Raw genomic sequence first — 15,797 nt, 5'->3', positions numbered from 1 at the left:
TTACTCTACCTGCTCGACTTCAGACAATAACGGATGCTTGTGCGATCGGGAATACTGATTAACCTGAGCCGCCTTAGTTTCAGCGACATCTCGGGTGTAAACACCACAGACACCCTTTCCTTGAGTATGCACAGCCAGCATCACTTGTGTAGCCTTCTCTTCATCAAAACCGAAAAAGAGCATTAAAACCTCTATCACAAAATCCATCGGGGTATAGTCATCATTCAATAAGACCACACGATACAACGGAGGTCTTTTCACGGCAGGCTTAACCTCGGCTGTCGCTAACTGCCCGTCTCGTGCTAGGTCACCCTCATGTTCGTCCGATTGAAGAAATATACCTTGGCTTTGCTGCATCATCCTCTACCTAACCCGCCATTAAACTGAATAAAACTGATTATGGCTCTTGTTAGAAGCCTTTTACATAATATAATTCCCAAAGCAGGAGTGGTCACTAGATGATCTCTGCAGTCCCTGCAAGGAAGTTAACCCTCGAATGCTGTTGCCGAGTGTAGCAGTTTACGTGATGGAATTGGGTTTCAGGTCATACGAACCTGGCCCGGGGATTTTTTTCAGGAGCGAAAAATGCGGACAGGCAAAGTCAAATGGTTCAACAACGCCAAAGGCTATGGCTTTATTCTCTGCGATAGTTTGGAGGGTGAGCTGTTTGCCCACTTCTCTTCCATTCTTTCCGAAGGCTATAAAAGCTTACGTGCCGGACAGGACGTACAGTTTGAGACTCAACAAGGCCCGAAAGGCCTGCATGCCATTAATATTCGACCACTCGATCAATAAGCCGATGATTTGGCGAGCCCCTCTCGACTCAAACCGGCTTTAAAGGCTGATCAACAGGGCTTTAGCCCACTCATGAGCGATTTGGGCTGTACGCCCATGAGTGGGGCTTTAAATCCCTAGCTTAGGCGCTTAAATTCAGTGCATATGCTGAATGATCGCTTCACCAAACTCAGAGCTTTTCAAAAGTGTAGCGCCCTGCATCAAGCGTTCAAAATCATAGGTGACGGTTTTAGCCGCAATCGCCCCATCCATACCTTTAAGAATCAGATCAGCGGCTTCTACCCAACCTAGATGGCGTAGCATCATCTCCGCAGACAAAATAATCGAGCCGGGATTGACCTGATCCTTACCCGCATACCTTGGGGCTGTACCATGTGTGGCTTCAAAAATCGCAACACTATCGGACAGGTTAGCACCCGGTGCAATGCCGATCCCACCGACCTCAGCCGCCAGCGCATCAGAGAGATAATCGCCATTTAGATTCAAGGTCGCGACCACATCGTAATCTGCCGGACGCAACAAAATCTGCTGTAACATCGCATCCGCAATCACATCCTTAATCACAATAGGCTTGCCCGTTTCAGGATGGTTAAACACCAACCAAGGTCCTCCATCCAAAGGCGTAGCACCAAACTCATGCCGCGCCAGTTCATAGCCCCAGTCCTTAAACGCACCTTCTGTGTATTTCATGATGTTGCCCTTGTGTACTAGGGTAACAGAGGTACGGTGATTGTCGATCGCATACTGGATGGCTTTACGAATCAAACGTTGACTACCCTCTTTGGAGACAGGTTTGATACCTAAACCACACTCCTCGGTAAAGCGGATTTGTGTCACCCCCATCTCTTCTGTGAGAAATCGCATCACTTTTTTAGCTTCTTCCGAACCCGCCTTCCACTCAACCCCCGCATAGATGTCTTCCGAGTTCTCTCGATAAATCACCATATCAACCTGTTCAGGATGAATCACAGGACTGGGCACCCCTTCAAACCAACGTACCGGACGCTGGCACACATAAAGATCGAGCTCTTGACGCAGTGCAACGTTCAGCGAACGAATACCACCGCCGACGGGTGTGGTTAAGGGGCCTTTGATTCCGACCGAGAATTCACGAAAAGCGGCGAGCGTTTCTTCTGGCAACCAGGTATCCTGGTCATAGATTTGAGTCGCTTTTTCTCCTGCGTAGACCTCCATCCAAGCAATTTTGCGCTGGCCGCCATAGGCTTTAGCCACCGCAGCATCGACTACTCGGATCATCACAGGCGAAACATCTACCCCAATTCCATCCCCTTCAATATAGGGAATAATCGGCTGGTCGGGCACCTTCAAAGAGAAATCAGGCTGCACCTTAATGGCTTGACCTTGACTGGGAACAGTGATTTTTGTATAGCTCATGGCAAGTAACTCCACCTCAGTTGATTGTTTTTATCCTGGGTTGTCCTGAGTATAACGCAGATTTTTAGCTCTGCCGGTTCTAGCCGAAACAGAGTAAACTGGTGACATGTCAAAAATTTTACTCCTTCATAAACCCTTTCAAGTACTCAGCTGTTTTACCGATACTGAGGGGCGCCAAACGCTTGCCGATTTTATTCAAACCCCCAACATCTATGCCGCAGGGCGTTTAGACTATGATTCAGAAGGTTTATTGTTGCTGACGGACGAGGGAGCACTTCAGCATCGCTTGGCAAATCCTGCGTTTAAGCTTCCAAAGACCTATTGGGTACAGGTAGAGGGGGAAATCAGTTCAGAGGCTTTACAGGCGCTCCGACAGGGGGTGATGCTGAAAGATGGCCCGACACGCCCCGCAAAAGCACGCGCCATTCCGGCCCCGCCCTTAGCCGAGCGCAACCCGCCTATCCGTCAACGTGCGCATATCAAAACCAGCTGGTTAGAGTTGGTCATCACCGAAGGACGTAACCGCCAGGTTCGGCGCATGACTGCGGCGGTGGGTTTTCCCACGTTAAGATTGGTTCGTTATGCGATCGGTCCTTGGACGCTTGCAAATTTAGCGGTGGGTGAGCAGCGTTGGCAGGACGTTCACTTACCGGAAACATCGACACAAAAAGCCAAATCCTCACGCCGCTTAAAGACAGGTAAAAGAGCCCCTGTTAAACGATAAACTGCTATAATGCTTCTCTTTTCAGATTTTCTATTGACTGACGGTTCCATGAGTAATACTGGCGCATTAAAAGTGATTGTAGGCATGTCGGGTGGCGTGGACTCCTCGGTTTCAGCCTTATTGTTGAAACAGCAGGGGTATCAGGTCGAAGGCCTGTTCATGAAAAACTGGGATGAAGACGACGGGACTGAGTACTGCACAGCCAAAGCCGATCTTGCCGATGCCCAGGCCGTATGTGACAAACTCGGTATTCCTCTGCACACGGCCAATTTTGCGGCCGAATACTGGGACAATGTCTTTGAACATTTCCTAGCAGAGTATAAAGCGGGACGCACACCCAACCCCGATATTCTGTGTAACCGCGAAATTAAATTTAAAGCTTTTTTAGAGTACGCCCAGATTTTAGGGGCCGATCTTATTGCCACCGGCCACTATGTGCGCCGTGGTGAAGATCAAGGTCAGGCCTGCTTGCTTAAAGGCCTAGATGCCAATAAAGATCAAAGCTATTTTTTGCATCAAGTCGGCAGTGAACAACTGGCTTTAAGCCTTTTTCCTGTCGGTGAGCTGGAAAAACCCAAGGTGCGCGAACTTGCCGAAGCCTATGACCTAGTGACCCATGACAAAAAAGATAGCACGGGCATCTGCTTTATCGGTGAGCGTCGTTTCCGTGATTTCCTACAGCAATACCTTCCCGCACAGCCTGGAAAGATTGAAACCCCTGAAGGTGTTGTGATTGGTGAGCATCAAGGGCTGATGTATTACACTCTGGGTCAGCGCCAAGGCTTAGGGATTGGCGGTCTGAAAGATTTCCCTGAGGAGCCTTGGTTCTCCGCACAAAAGGATTTAGAGCGTAATGTTTTGATCGCCGTACAAGGCTCACAGCATCCGCTTCTCTATTCTGAATGGTTAACCTGTCAGGACATCTTCTGGATTAACGGTCAGACGCCTGAGTTGCCTCTCGCCTGTCACGCCAAGGTGCGTTATCGTCAAGCCGATCAGGCCTGCATCATCCAACGAGACGCTGAATTCGGCTTCAAGGTCACCTTTTCTGAACCGCAACGCGCTGTGACACCTGGCCAGTCGGTGGTTTTTTATCAAGGCGATCTCTGCCTAGGTGGCGGAGTGATCGAGCGTACTAGCCGCTGTTTAAACACCCCTTCATCTTAGTTGCAGAAGTGAACTCTTATGTCTCGTATTCATGATGAACAAGTCATCGCCCTGGCGGGTCTCTTCCAAGCGGCCGCACTGGTAGAGCAGATCGCTCGTCGCGGTATGGTGCCGCAAAATAACTTCGAGAGCAGCATCGCCAGCCTTTTTATGCTGCAACCGGATATGACGGAAGATGTTTTTGGCGGCGTGAAGGATCTCCCCATTAACCTCAGCCTCGGCTTACGCCAGTTACAAGACCTGGTTGAGAAAAAACGTTCGGATAATAATCCCGACATTATGCGTTATGCGCTCAGCGCTATCTATTTAGAACGCAAACTCAGCGCACGCCCCGACATGTTGCAGATCCTGGCTGAACGACTGCAAGCTCTGGAGCAGAAGGCGCACTACTTTTCACAAGAGTCACAGACTAATTCGATCAATCCAAGCGCCTACACCCATCCCAATGTGGTTGCAGGGATCGCACAGCTGTATCAGGATACTCTGAGCACGTTTAGTTTCCGTATTCAGGTGGGCGGCGATCCACGTCACCTGCAAAATCCTGACAATGCCGCTAAAATTCGCGCCCTACTCTTGGCGGCTGTCCGTGCAGCGATACTCTGGCGACAAGTGGGGGGTAAGCGCTGGCATCTATTTTTCTTTAAATCTCGGGTACGGCCCTCTTTGCGTCGTATTCTCGGCAAAGGCTGAAGCTTTTCAGGTATACTTCAGCCCTTTCATTTTGAACCTAGATATTTAAGCGAGACTTTATACATGGAGCTTTCTGCCCTCACTGCTGTATCCCCTGTCGATGGCCGCTACGGCAGCAAAACCTCTGCTTTACGCAGCATTTTCAGTGAATATGGACTGATACGCTTCCGTGTTGAAGTCGAAGTTCGCTGGCTACAACAACTGGCCGCTCATCCGCAGATTCCAGAAGTCCCAGCCTTCAGCTCAGAAGCCCAAGCACGCTTAAATGCGTTAGTCAGTGAATTCAGCCTAGCCGATGCCGAGCGTGTTAAAGCGATCGAAAGCCGCACTAACCACGATGTCAAAGCCGTTGAATATTTGATTAAAGAAAAAATTGCCGACCTACCCGAGCTGCATGCCGTGAACGAATTTGTTCACTTCGCCTGCACTTCAGAAGACATCAATAACCTCTCGCACGCGCTGATGCTGAAAAACGGCTTGGATGTGATGCTGGAGCAGATGGATGCCGTCACCCAAGCTATTGCACACCTAGGTCACGAACATGCACAACAACCCATGCTGTCCCGTACACATGGTCAGACGGCGTCACCTACGACCGTTGGCAAAGAAATGGCTAATGTTGCCTACCGCTTGCAGCGTCAACTCCAGCAAATCCGTTCAGTCCCCTTCTTAGGCAAGATCAACGGCGCCGTCGGGAACTATAATGCCCACCTCAGTGCATATGCGCAGATCGACTGGGAAGCCAATGCAAAAAGCTTCATCGAGAGCCTAGGCCTGACCTTGAACCCTTACACGACTCAGATTGAACCTCACGATTACATTGCTGAGCTGTTTGATGCAGTCTGCCGTTTTAATACCATTCTGATCGATTTTGATCGTGATGTGTGGGGCTATATCTCTTTAGGTTACTTCAAGCAAAAAACAGTGGCTGGCGAGGTGGGTTCTTCAACCATGCCGCATAAAGTCAACCCGATCGATTTTGAGAACTCAGAAGGCAATCTCGGCATTGCGAATGCCATTATGCAGCACCTGGCCGCAAAACTACCGATTTCACGCTGGCAGCGCGACCTGACCGATTCAACGGTTCTGCGTAATCTCGGTGTAGGTTTTGCGCATAGCTTGATCGCTTACCAGGCCAGCTTAAAAGGCATCTCGAAACTGGAAATCAATCCAGCACGCCTAGGAGCCGATCTGGATGCGGCCTGGGAAGTCTTGGCGGAACCCATTCAAACGGTGATGCGTCGTTACGGTATTGAAGCGCCTTATGAAAAGCTAAAGGATTTAACGCGCGGTCAAGAAATGAATCAAACCACCCTACAAAACTTTATTCGCAGCCTAGAGATTCCAGAAGCCGCCAAAGCCGACTTGCTGGCCCTGACACCGGCCACCTATATCGGTAACGCTGCGGCACAGGCCGCACGGATTTAAACCGCTATGCTCAGTAACATCCGTATCGTTCTGGTGGAAACCTTCCACCCAGGAAACATCGGTGCTGTTGCGCGTGCCATGAAAAACATGGGGTTAAACCAGCTCTGGCTGGTTTCGCCTCGTGCTTTTCCGGATGATGAAGCCACTTCACGTGCCGCCGGCGCCAAGGATCTATTAGATCAGGCACGTTGTGTGGACAGTCTGCAAGAAGCTATTGCCGACTGCCAACTGGTCATTGGCACCAGTGCACGTGAACGCACCTTTAATCTCCCGCTCATGGACGCAGAAACAGCCGCCAAACAGGTGATCCAGGAAGCGGTCAGTGGCGAAATCGCTTTTGTGTTCGGGCGTGAAACCATGGGCTTGAATAATGCCGAAATGCTGACCTGCAATCGCCATCTCTTTATCGATGCCAATCCCATTTACCCTGTACTGAATATCGCGCAAGCAGTACAGCTGGTCTGCTACGAAATTTGGAAAGCGGCACAGGCGGCACAACAGCCCTCCTTTTCTACACAAGAAGACGCTCCCTATGCTCGCCATGCCGAAATGGCTCTGTTTTACGAACATCTTGAGCGGGTATTACGCAGAACCTCTTTTATTATTCCACAGCATGAAGGTCGTGTACTCGACAAACTGCAACGTTACTTTAATCGTTCACGACCGGAAAAAACGGAGCTCGGCATCTTACGCGGCATTCTCAACGCCGTCGAAGAAACGCTTGATCGTGAACACCCACCTCAGTGAGACTCCACTTTTATGTCAGCACCCCACTCCTTGCCCTTAGGGGATATGCCTCTAGAGACTTTTCTGTCTGACTATTGGCAGAAACGACCCCTGTTAATTCGCCAGGCGATTCCTGGCATTCAACCTCCGATTGAAGCAGATGAGCTGGCCGGTTTAGCCTGCGAAGAGGGTGTCGAATCTCGCCTTATCCAATGGCAACGCGATCAAGATCTCTGGAAGATGGAACACGGCCCTTTTCCCGAATCACGCTTTTCTGAACTGCCCAGCCGTGACTGGACACTTCTGGTGCAAGCCGTTGATCAACAGAGCCCAGAAGCCCACGCCCTTTTGCGTCAGTTTGACTTCATACCCAACTGGCGCCTAGATGACCTGATGATCAGCTTTGCCGTGACCGGTGGCGGCGTTGGACCACATTATGATAACTATGATGTGTTTTTACTGCAGGTCAGCGGCCAGCGGCAATGGGAAATCGGCCCCCTGTGTAATGAACACTCACCGCGCCGCCAAGATGCGCCCGTGATGATTCTGCCAGAATGGCATCCCGAGGAAACCTACGTTCTTGAGCCCGGTGATCTACTTTATCTTCCACCCGGTGTGAGTCATAACGGCATTTCTCTAAGTGATGACTGCATGACTTGCTCCATCGGTTTCCGCGCCCCTTCACATCAAGAAATGCTGCGCAGTTTCAGTGATTATATCGGTGAGCATCTCGGCCATGATCTGCGCTACAGCGATCCAGACCTCAGCACGCAAACTCACCCTGGTGAGATTCAAGCTGCGGCTTTGGACAAAATCCAACAACTCCTTCTCGATTGCCTCAAGGATCGCCGCGCACTTGAGCGCTGGTTTGGTCAGTGGATTACTGAAGCCAAATATGAACCGGCCCCTCTCGAAGGAGAAGAAAGCAGTGTTGAGGAGTTACGCGCCTTTTTACAAGAGGGTGGCCGACTCCAATCTTCTGAACGCAGCCGTTTTGCCTACATCTGCCAGGACAATGCACAGTGGCTCTTCTGTTGTGAAGGTGAATCACACCTGACGGGCCCTGAACTCCACACCCTGGTTCAACACCTGTGTCGTTATACAGCGCTTGATGCTGAAACCCCAGGCGCTCTGACCGATACAGGTTTAGAACTTCTAAGCACCCTGATCAACCAAGGCGTGGTGTATGCCTTAGAAGACTAAAATATTCTTTATTTTGCACCGCAACATTCAATCCAAGGGCCGCTTATGCGGCTTTTTGGTGCAGATTCGACTAAAGATGCACAACTTTGGTATAAAATCTATTAAAAATCAGTCAGTTCGTGAAATTCACCACAAATTTGTAGTCATATTCTGATAGATTTATTAGCTATAAAAAAATTATTTTATATTCCTTAAAAAACCGTAAAATCCGACTTTAAGACAACACAACCAAAGTCTCATTTCGATCCATAACAAATAATTATCTTATTGATTTTTAAATTAAAATTAGCAAAACATTCCGTTTCGTAAGTGTAGTATTTTTACATTTTCAGCCCTGAAAAAGCTGTAGTCTCACTACACTTCTGTTGCTCTGCACAAAATCCCTTTGACACCCTCAGCCATTGACCGCATCATCCTCCTCACCAAGCGATCTCCAGAGTGATCCAAAAACCTGAAAGATTGCTGAGAGCTTTTGTTTTACCGTTCCTCAACCCTTAAATGTGAGAAGGAAATACCATGTCAACGCTGAACAAAGACATTGAAGCTGTTGCAAACCTGGCTAAAGAGTTTGGCCCTGCATTTGAAGGCATCAATCCTGAATATGCTGCCCGCATGCGCGCCCAGAACCGTTTCAAAACCGGCCTGGATATCGCCAAATACACGGCCGACATCATGCGTCGTGACATGGCTGAATATGATGCTGACAGCGCTCAGTACACTCAGTCTCTGGGTTGCTGGCACGGTTTCATCGGTCAGCAGAAGCTGATCGCGATCAAAAAACATTTCGGTACGACTAAAAAGCGTTACCTCTACCTGTCAGGCTGGATGATTGCGGCTCTGCGTTCTGAGTTCGGCCCACTGCCTGACCAATCAATGCATGAGAAAACCTCGGTTCCAGCTCTGATCGAAGAACTCTACACCTTCTTGCGTCAGGCCGATGCGCGTGAGCTGGGCGGTCTGTTCCGTCAGCTGGACGCAGCACGCGCTGCAGGTGACAAGGCGGCTGAAGCTGAAGTTCAGGCTAAAATCGACAACTTCGAAACTCACGTTGTGCCCATCATTGCTGATATCGATGCTGGTTTCGGTAACGAAGAAGCCACTTACCTGCTGGCTAAGAAGATGATCGAAGCCGGTGCCTGTGCGATTCAGATCGAAAACCAGGTATCTGACGAGAAGCAGTGCGGTCACCAGGATGGTAAAGTAACTGTTCCGCACGCTGACTTCTTGGCGAAAATCCGCGCGGTACGCTACGCCTTCCTAGAACTGGGTGTCGACAACGGTATCATCGTTGCACGTACAGACTCCCTGGGTGCCGGCCTGACCAAGCAGATCGCAGTGACCAACGAACCTGGTGACCTGGGCGACCTGTACAACAGCTTCCTGGACGGTGATTACATCGACAGCGCTGAAGACATCGCGAACGGTGACGTTGTAGTTAAAGCAAACGGCAAGCTGCTCAAGCCTAAGCGTTTAGCTTCTGGCCTGTTCCAGTTCAAGAAAGGTTCTGGCGAAGATCGTGTTGTTCTGGACTGCATCACCTCTTTGCAGAACGGTGCTGACCTGCTGTGGATCGAAACTGAAAAACCACACGTTGGCCAGATTGCTGCGATGGTTAACCGCATCCGCGAAGTGGTGCCAAATGCTAAGCTGGTTTACAACAACAGCCCATCTTTCAACTGGACACTGAACTTCCGTCAGCAGGTATTTGATGCGATGGTTGAAGCCGGTAAGGATGTTTCTGCTTACGATCGTGCTAACCTGATGTCAGTTGATTACGACAACTCTGAGCTGGCCATCGAAGCTGACAACCGCATCCGTACCTTCCAGGCTGATGCAGCACGTGAAGCAGGTATCTTCCACCACCTGATCACTCTGCCAACTTACCACACAGCTGCGCTGTCTACTGACAACCTGGCTAAAGAGTACTTCGGTGCTGCAGGTATGCTCGGCTACGTAGAAGGTGTTCAGCGCAAAGAGATCCGTCAGGGTATCGCATGCGTTAAGCACCAGAACATGGCGGGTTCTGACATGGGCGACGATCACAAAGAATACTTCTCTGGTGATGCTGCGCTGAAAGCGTCTGGTAAAGACAACACCATGAACCAGTTCTAATCACTCGTTCAAGTCAAAAAACCGGGTTGGCTCACGCCTTCCCGGTTTTTTTGTGTCCTTTTTAAAGCACCTATATTAGATTTATTTCAATCTGTTTTATGCAACACTTCGTAGGAGCCTAAACTGTAAAATACCTATCCCGCCTAAGGACTTGGACGCATGCTAACGACTGTCTCACGCACCCCTGTGATCAATACAGGAAATATTGATGCTAAACGTGAAGAGATTCGCCGCTATTTCAATGACACCTTTGCACTCTATGAACGTCTCTTCGCTTGCTTAAAAGAAGATGCTACGTTTTATTTACGTCCCGAACCCCTGCGCCACCCTCTGATTTTTTATTTTGGCCATACCGCGACATTTTTTGTTAATAAATTGATTGTCAGCCAACTGATCACAGAAAGACTGGATCCTAAGATGGAAGCCATGATGGCCATTGGGGTCGATGAGATGTCTTGGGATGATCTTAATGAAGCGCATTATGACTGGCCTAGCGTCTCTTCAGTCAGGGCTTATCGTGCACAGGTACACCAACTGGTCAACGACCTTATCGACCGCCTCCCCCTGACGCTGCCAATTCAATGGGAAGATCCCTTCTGGATTCTGTTAATGGGCATTGAGCATGAGCGCATTCATCTAGAGACCTCTTCCGTATTAATCCGACAGCTACCAATTGATCAAGTCAATCCTAGTACTGATTGGCCTTTATGCCCCGATCAGTCCACTCCTGCACCGAGCAATCGCCTAATACCCGTATCGGCGGGAAAAGTGATTCAGGGTAAAGACAAGAGTCTGAGTCGCACCTATGGCTGGGATAACGAGTATGGTCACCTGGAAACGGAGCTTCCAGCCTTCAAAGCGAGTGAGTTCTTAGTCAGTAATGCTGAGTTTTTAGCGTTTGTTGAGGACGGCGGCTATCAAGTCGAAAACTGGTGGAGCGATGAAGGCTGGCGCTGGGTGCAGTATCGTCAAGCTAAACATCCCATTTTTTGGATTCCACAAGCCGATGGCACCTATCGATATCGTGCCATGTTGCATGAGATTGCCATGCCCTGGAGCTGGCCCGTGGATGTCAATTACTTAGAAGCCAAGGCTTTTTGTAACTGGCTTGCCGCGCGTACAGGTAAGCCCATTCGTTTACCTACGGAGGCCGAATGGTATCGTTTGTATGACCTTTCTATCCCACAAGATGCTCCAGACTGGGACCAGGCACCGGGTAATATCCAACTGGAACACTATGCCTCGGCCGCGCCCGTCGATCACTTCCGCCAAGGGGATTGGTATGATGTGGTCGGGAACGTTTGGCAATGGACAGAGACTCCGATTGATGGTTTTGAAGGTTTTCAGGTACACCCGGTCTATGATGATTTTTCTGTGCCGACCTTTGATGGCAAGCATAATCTGATTAAAGGAGGCAGCTGGATCTCAATGGGGAATGAAGCCATTCGAGCGAGTCGTTATGCGTTTCGCCGCCATTTCTTTCAGCATGCGGGGTTTCGTTATGTCGAATCGCAGACAGAGATCAAAACCGAATTTAACACCTATGAAACCGATGAGCAGATCTCCATGTATCTGGAGTTTCATTATGGTGATGAATACTTCGGGGTCGCGAACTATCCAAAAGCCTGCATCGAGACCTTGATGCAAAAGCTGAACTATCCAAGCTTAGAACGAGTACTGGATTTGGGCTGCGCCGTGGGTCGCAGTAGCTTTGAGTTGGCTCGTTACGCGAAGCATGTGGATGCCGTAGATTTCTCAGCGCGCTTTATTCGCAATGCGCTCAATCTAGGTGAACATGGCCAGCTCAGGTATCTTATTAAAACAGAAGGTGAACTCAGTGAATTAAAAACTGTGCGCCTTGAAACTCTAGGCTTAGAGCATCTGACTGACAAGGTCTCCTTCAGTCAAGGCGATGCTTGCAACCTAAAAGCCCTGTACCAAGGTTATGATCTGATTTTTGCGGGCAATCTACTCGATCGCCTCTATGAGCCTGCGAAGTTTTTGCTCGACCTGGACCAGCGCTTAAATTCGGGCGGTTATCTTGTTCTCACCTCACCCTACACTTGGCTAGAAGAGTTCACCGAGAAATCGCAATGGATCGGTGGTTACAAGGAAAATGGGGAAAACCTTACGACCCTAGAGGGACTCAAGCGCATATTAGCCGATCGCTTTGAACTCTTAGGGGCCCCCGTGGATCTGCCTTTTGTCTTACGTGAGACCTCACGCAAATATCAGCACACTGTCGCTGAAATGACACTCTGGAGAAAACGCTAACTTGCATTCGTGCAGGATGCGCTATACTGAATAACAGAGATCAGTGTGATCTCAGACCGTAAAACCCCAGCCCATCGGGCTTGGCGGTCAGGTCAGAGGCCGGTCACCAAGAGGCTATTTGCTGAGGTTGCCGGCCTTTTTTACGACTTTTCTTAGATCCGCCGAACGGAAAGCCCTCTGTTAATCCGCGCTGTTATCCTCGGCTTCCTGCTGCTGTTTTATCTTTTCCTGCTCAGCATTGCGCGCTCGAATCTTCTCGGCTAGTGGCCCAAGATTCGCTGCACCACGACGCCCCGCTTCATCATTACGGCGCTGCTGTTCTTGCGCTAAACGTGTTTTTTCGTACACGGAAAGATGCTTTTTGCGCTTTTTTAACGCCGCTTGCTTGCGGCTTTCATAACTTTCGGGATCAGCCAACTTCTCTTTTTTCTTGGGCGTTTTATCCAAGACAATGAGGTTGGCCGCACGACGCTGTTTTTTAATGCGTGTCATCTGTGTTCTCTCCGGCTTGCGCCTGTTCAGCTTCTAATGCGGCCAAACGAGCCGCCTCTTCTTTTGCCTGCCACTCGGCCACGGTTTCAAAACTAATTAAACCCAGCTTACCGGCACGCATTTCGTGAATTAAAATCTCGGAGGCTTTATGGCGATCCACGACGCCCCCTGGACGTAAACATCCGCGTTTACGACCGATTTCGTCTAAGAGGTGATCCGCCAACTCGGGTAATTGCTCCAGACGAAAACGTTCTTTTAAGCGCTCGGGATAGTGCGAAAGCATAAAGCTGGCTGCAAAAGCCGCCACCAGCTCATGCTCAATCGCCGTATCTTTAATTGCACCACTCACCGCCAAGCGATACGCAGATTCCTGATCCTCGATTTTCGGCCAAAGAATTCCCGGCGTATCGGAAAGCGCCAAGCCTTTTTGCACGGTATAACGCTTCTGTTGGCGGGTCACCGCAGGTTCATTGCCCACCTTAGCCAGCTTTTTGCCGAGCAAGGCGTTTAACAAAGTCGATTTACCAACGTTAGGAATGCCCATAATCATGGCACGCACCGGACGCTCAGCACGTGCTCGAGTCGGTGCCAAGCTTTTGCATATTTCAGGTAAACGTTTGATCAATCCCTGCATCGATTGATCCAATGCAATCGCTTTCACGCCTTCCTGCTGATTGAAATAATCCAGCCAGTCTTGAGTGACCTGCGGATCTGCTAAGTCCTGCTTATTCAGGAGCTTAAGCACGGGTTTAGCCTGGCGTAAACGACTGATCAGCGGATTTTCACTGGAGCGAGGTAAGCGTGCATCTAAGACTTCGATCACTAGATCGATTTCATCCATCACCTCGGCCATCTCTTTGCGCGCTTTGTGCATGTGGCCGGGAAACCAATTGATATGCGACATATCACCTTTCTACAAATTTAATGCGGCATCCATTGGGCAGGATGCTAAAATCACGCCAGCATTATACACTGACCCAGTAGGAAACCTTTAACTCTTCTTAGGGACAACCTCAGGCATGAGCCCATCGAGCCATATCCTTCTCGCCCGACAGCCCATTTTTGATCAGCATCAGAAGGTCATCGCTTACGCTTTGCTCAGTTCGGATGCGGATGTCAGTCGATTAGTGGCCCCAAGCCCCGATGAAGACAGTCTGTCTTCTGCGATGTTGTTAGACGCCTACACTAGCATTTCTGATCAAGGCGAAGTGAAGAAGGTTGCGGCTTTTCTGCCCATTTCACTCTCCTTGCTACTCAAAACTGGCCTGCCTAGCCTGCCTAAAAAGCAAGTCGTGCTGGATATCAGCCTGCGTGGTTTTGATTTAAACAGTGCCGGTAAGATATTGGTCCCTCTGATCAAAGAGGGCTATCGCCTGTGTTTAAGTGACATTCCCGACCCACAGCTTTTCGCTCCCCTGCTCAAGCATGCCTATATTCTCAAGGTCGCGGTGCGGGGTTTAAATAACCAAGAGATCTTAGAAGCGAGCCGGCCTTACTGGGAATTCAAACGTCCGATGCTTGCCTCAGGCATTGATGATTACGCAGCCTTAGAAACCTGTATCGAGCAGCACTTTCGTCTTTTCCAAGGTAACTTCTTGAGCCAACCGCGTGCGATTAAAGGACAAAAAGCCAAGGCCAATCAGTTAATTATGTTGCAACTGATTCAGTCCCTACATGATCCGAACGTTTCACCTGAAACCTTGGAAAAACTGATTATTCAGGACCCAGTTTTAACCTATAAACTGCTGAGAATTGTCAACTCAGCGGCTTACGCACTGGTGCGTGAAATTGAATCCATTGCCCAGGCGGTGGTCCTTCTTGGCTTGGAGCAAGTCCGTAAATGGGCAACAGTTATCTCTCTGGATGCACAAAGTGGTAAACCAGAAGAGTTGACACGAACACTTCTGACTCGTGGCCATATGTGCGAGTTGATCGCACAAAAACAACGGCGCCCTAATGCAGCGGCCTATTTCATGGCCGGCATGATGTCGGGAATACATCTGCTCTTAGATCTCGATAAAGACTCCATGCTAGAGCAACTGCCCTTAGCAGAAGATATTATTCAAGCTTTAGCAGAAGGGACTGGGCCAATGGGTGAGCTGCTCACTCAAGTGATGGCCTATGAGTCAGGCGATTGGGATCTACTACCCACAGATTTCAACGCAGCGTTATTCGAACAGACCTATCGAGAAAGCTTGAAATGGACACAAGAATCCATGCAGGCCTTGAATGAGTAGCGCGCTCAATTGACATAAAACCTTCACGATCCTGTCTTACTGATCACATATACTTTTCCATATATCTCAGATCAGGAAGCTTAGTTATGTCACGCCCTAGTGTTCTTTTTTTATGTACCGAAAATGCTTCACGCTCGCAGATGGCAGAAGTACTTTTACGCCATCAAGCCGGCGATCTATTCGATGTCTACAGCGCCGGGACTCAACCTGCTGATGAAGTCGATCCACGCGCCATCCGCGCGATCGAGTTTTTTGGTGCCGAAGTCGGTCAGCCTAAGCCCAAATCGATTGAAAGCTTTGCGGGACGGACTTTTGATTTTGTGATTACACTGTGTGACAAATCTCTGCAAAGCTGTCAAAACCTGGCTCAGGCTAAAGAGCAACTGCACTGGAACATCCCAGATCCACGCGCTCAAAGCGGTGATGAGGGTTTTGATAAAGCTTTAACTGAACTTAACGAGCGGATCAAATTTTTTGTTCTGGTCAATCGCCGTTAATCTCTGTTTTTGATCTAGCCGATGGCCGCTGAAGTTTTACCTGCTAGATCAATATCT

Annotated in this window: 15 protein-coding genes; 11 read left to right on the top strand and 4 right to left on the bottom strand. The window is 49.4% G+C overall.

The genetic code is table 11. The features are described 5' to 3' along the window. On the bottom strand, positions 1-357 hold the full coding sequence (clpS, locus tag E1H14_RS05235) for an ATP-dependent Clp protease adapter ClpS (protein WP_327436774.1): 357 nt from the start codon (positions 355-357) through the stop codon (positions 1-3). 228 nt (positions 358-585) lie between these two features. Here clpS and E1H14_RS05230 point away from each other — a divergent pair, with 228 nt between their 5' ends. Beyond that, entirely contained in the window at positions 586-795 is a 210-nt protein-coding gene (locus tag E1H14_RS05230) for a cold shock domain-containing protein (protein ID WP_149390398.1), read from the top strand. Positions 796-930: 135 nt separating this feature from the next. Here the strand turns inward: E1H14_RS05230 and icd are convergent, their stop codons facing one another. After that, the gene (icd, locus tag E1H14_RS05225) at positions 931-2,190 is read right to left on the bottom strand and encodes an NADP-dependent isocitrate dehydrogenase (protein ID WP_149390397.1); all 1,260 of its coding nucleotides are present in this window, start codon (positions 2,188-2,190) and stop codon (positions 931-933) included. A gap of 106 nt (positions 2,191-2,296) precedes the next feature. Here icd and E1H14_RS05220 point away from each other — a divergent pair, with 106 nt between their 5' ends. From E1H14_RS05220 to ovoA, 8 genes are all read left to right on the top strand, one after another. Next, positions 2,297-2,914: a pseudouridine synthase gene (locus tag E1H14_RS05220; RefSeq protein ID WP_149390396.1), complete on the top strand. Its 618-nt coding sequence runs from the start codon at positions 2,297-2,299 to the stop codon at positions 2,912-2,914. A 48-nt stretch (positions 2,915-2,962) separates the two neighbouring features. Further along, positions 2,963-4,081 carry a tRNA 2-thiouridine(34) synthase MnmA gene (mnmA, locus tag E1H14_RS05215; RefSeq protein WP_149390395.1) on the top strand — a complete coding sequence of 373 codons (1,119 nt, stop codon included), beginning with the start codon at positions 2,963-2,965 and terminating at the stop codon, positions 4,079-4,081. A gap of 18 nt (positions 4,082-4,099) precedes the next feature. Continuing rightward, positions 4,100-4,771, top strand: a complete 672-nt coding sequence (gene hflD / locus E1H14_RS05210) for a high frequency lysogenization protein HflD (RefSeq protein WP_149390394.1) — start codon at positions 4,100-4,102, stop codon at positions 4,769-4,771. A gap of 63 nt (positions 4,772-4,834) precedes the next feature. Continuing rightward, positions 4,835-6,199, top strand: a complete 1,365-nt coding sequence (purB, locus tag E1H14_RS05205) for an adenylosuccinate lyase (RefSeq protein ID WP_149390393.1) — start codon at positions 4,835-4,837, stop codon at positions 6,197-6,199. Between the two features lie 6 nt (positions 6,200-6,205). Next, on the top strand, positions 6,206-6,946 hold the full coding sequence (locus E1H14_RS05200; protein ID WP_149390392.1) for an RNA methyltransferase: 741 nt from the start codon (positions 6,206-6,208) through the stop codon (positions 6,944-6,946). Positions 6,947-6,958: 12 nt separating this feature from the next. Continuing rightward, positions 6,959-8,128, top strand: coding sequence for a cupin domain-containing protein (locus tag E1H14_RS05195; RefSeq protein WP_149390391.1), 1,170 nt, complete (start codon positions 6,959-6,961; stop codon positions 8,126-8,128). A 516-nt stretch (positions 8,129-8,644) separates the two neighbouring features. Continuing rightward, positions 8,645-10,240, top strand: a complete 1,596-nt coding sequence (locus E1H14_RS05190; protein ID WP_149390390.1) for an isocitrate lyase — start codon at positions 8,645-8,647, stop codon at positions 10,238-10,240. A 159-nt stretch (positions 10,241-10,399) separates the two neighbouring features. Beyond that, positions 10,400-12,514, top strand: a complete 2,115-nt coding sequence (gene ovoA / locus E1H14_RS05185; protein ID WP_149390389.1) for a 5-histidylcysteine sulfoxide synthase — start codon at positions 10,400-10,402, stop codon at positions 12,512-12,514. A 180-nt stretch (positions 12,515-12,694) separates the two neighbouring features. Here the strand turns inward: ovoA and E1H14_RS05180 are convergent, their stop codons facing one another. Beyond that, positions 12,695-13,006 carry a hypothetical protein gene (locus E1H14_RS05180; protein WP_149390388.1) on the bottom strand — a complete coding sequence of 104 codons (312 nt, stop codon included), beginning with the start codon at positions 13,004-13,006 and terminating at the stop codon, positions 12,695-12,697. Then, entirely contained in the window at positions 12,993-13,910 is a 918-nt protein-coding gene (gene ylqF, locus E1H14_RS05175) for a ribosome biogenesis GTPase YlqF (RefSeq protein WP_149390387.1), read from the bottom strand. Before ylqF ends, E1H14_RS05180 begins: the two co-directional genes overlap by 14 nt. A 115-nt stretch (positions 13,911-14,025) precedes the next feature. On the opposite strand from ylqF, the gene E1H14_RS05170 reads away from it, so the two are divergent. Then, positions 14,026-15,243 (top strand): EAL and HDOD domain-containing protein, encoded by a 1,218-nt coding sequence (locus E1H14_RS05170; protein ID WP_149390386.1) that lies wholly within the window; start codon positions 14,026-14,028, stop codon positions 15,241-15,243. A gap of 86 nt (positions 15,244-15,329) precedes the next feature. After that, positions 15,330-15,740 (top strand): arsenate reductase ArsC, encoded by a 411-nt coding sequence (locus tag E1H14_RS05165; RefSeq protein WP_149390385.1) that lies wholly within the window; start codon positions 15,330-15,332, stop codon positions 15,738-15,740. Positions 15,741-15,797 lie beyond the last annotated feature (57 nt).

It is taken from the genome of Nitrincola tapanii (assembly GCF_008368715.1).
Lineage (GTDB): Bacteria > Pseudomonadota > Gammaproteobacteria > Pseudomonadales > Balneatricaceae > Nitrincola > Nitrincola tapanii.
The sequence above is the reverse complement of the archived record's forward strand: the minus strand, read 5'-3'. Positions and strand labels throughout refer to the sequence as shown.

Excerpts from the sequence above, each read along its gene's own strand:
- clpS (WP_327436774.1), bottom strand. The coding sequence starts at position 357 with ATGCAGCAAAGCCAAGGTATATTTCTTCAATCGGACGAACATGAGGGT.
- E1H14_RS05230 (WP_149390398.1), top strand. The coding sequence starts at position 586 with ATGCGGACAGGCAAAGTCAAATGGTTCAACAACGCCAAAGGCTATGGC.
- icd (WP_149390397.1), bottom strand. The coding sequence starts at position 2,190 with ATGAGCTATACAAAAATCACTGTTCCCAGTCAAGGTCAAGCCATTAAG.
- E1H14_RS05220 (WP_149390396.1), top strand. The coding sequence starts at position 2,297 with ATGTCAAAAATTTTACTCCTTCATAAACCCTTTCAAGTACTCAGCTGT.
- mnmA (WP_149390395.1), top strand. The coding sequence starts at position 2,963 with ATGAGTAATACTGGCGCATTAAAAGTGATTGTAGGCATGTCGGGTGGC.
- hflD (WP_149390394.1), top strand. The coding sequence starts at position 4,100 with ATGTCTCGTATTCATGATGAACAAGTCATCGCCCTGGCGGGTCTCTTC.
- purB (WP_149390393.1), top strand. The coding sequence starts at position 4,835 with ATGGAGCTTTCTGCCCTCACTGCTGTATCCCCTGTCGATGGCCGCTAC.
- E1H14_RS05200 (WP_149390392.1), top strand. The coding sequence starts at position 6,206 with ATGCTCAGTAACATCCGTATCGTTCTGGTGGAAACCTTCCACCCAGGA.
- E1H14_RS05195 (WP_149390391.1), top strand. The coding sequence starts at position 6,959 with ATGTCAGCACCCCACTCCTTGCCCTTAGGGGATATGCCTCTAGAGACT.
- E1H14_RS05190 (WP_149390390.1), top strand. The coding sequence starts at position 8,645 with ATGTCAACGCTGAACAAAGACATTGAAGCTGTTGCAAACCTGGCTAAA.
- ovoA (WP_149390389.1), top strand. The coding sequence starts at position 10,400 with ATGCTAACGACTGTCTCACGCACCCCTGTGATCAATACAGGAAATATT.
- E1H14_RS05180 (WP_149390388.1), bottom strand. The coding sequence starts at position 13,006 with ATGACACGCATTAAAAAACAGCGTCGTGCGGCCAACCTCATTGTCTTG.
- ylqF (WP_149390387.1), bottom strand. The coding sequence starts at position 13,910 with ATGTCGCATATCAATTGGTTTCCCGGCCACATGCACAAAGCGCGCAAA.
- E1H14_RS05170 (WP_149390386.1), top strand. The coding sequence starts at position 14,026 with ATGAGCCCATCGAGCCATATCCTTCTCGCCCGACAGCCCATTTTTGAT.
- E1H14_RS05165 (WP_149390385.1), top strand. The coding sequence starts at position 15,330 with ATGTCACGCCCTAGTGTTCTTTTTTTATGTACCGAAAATGCTTCACGC.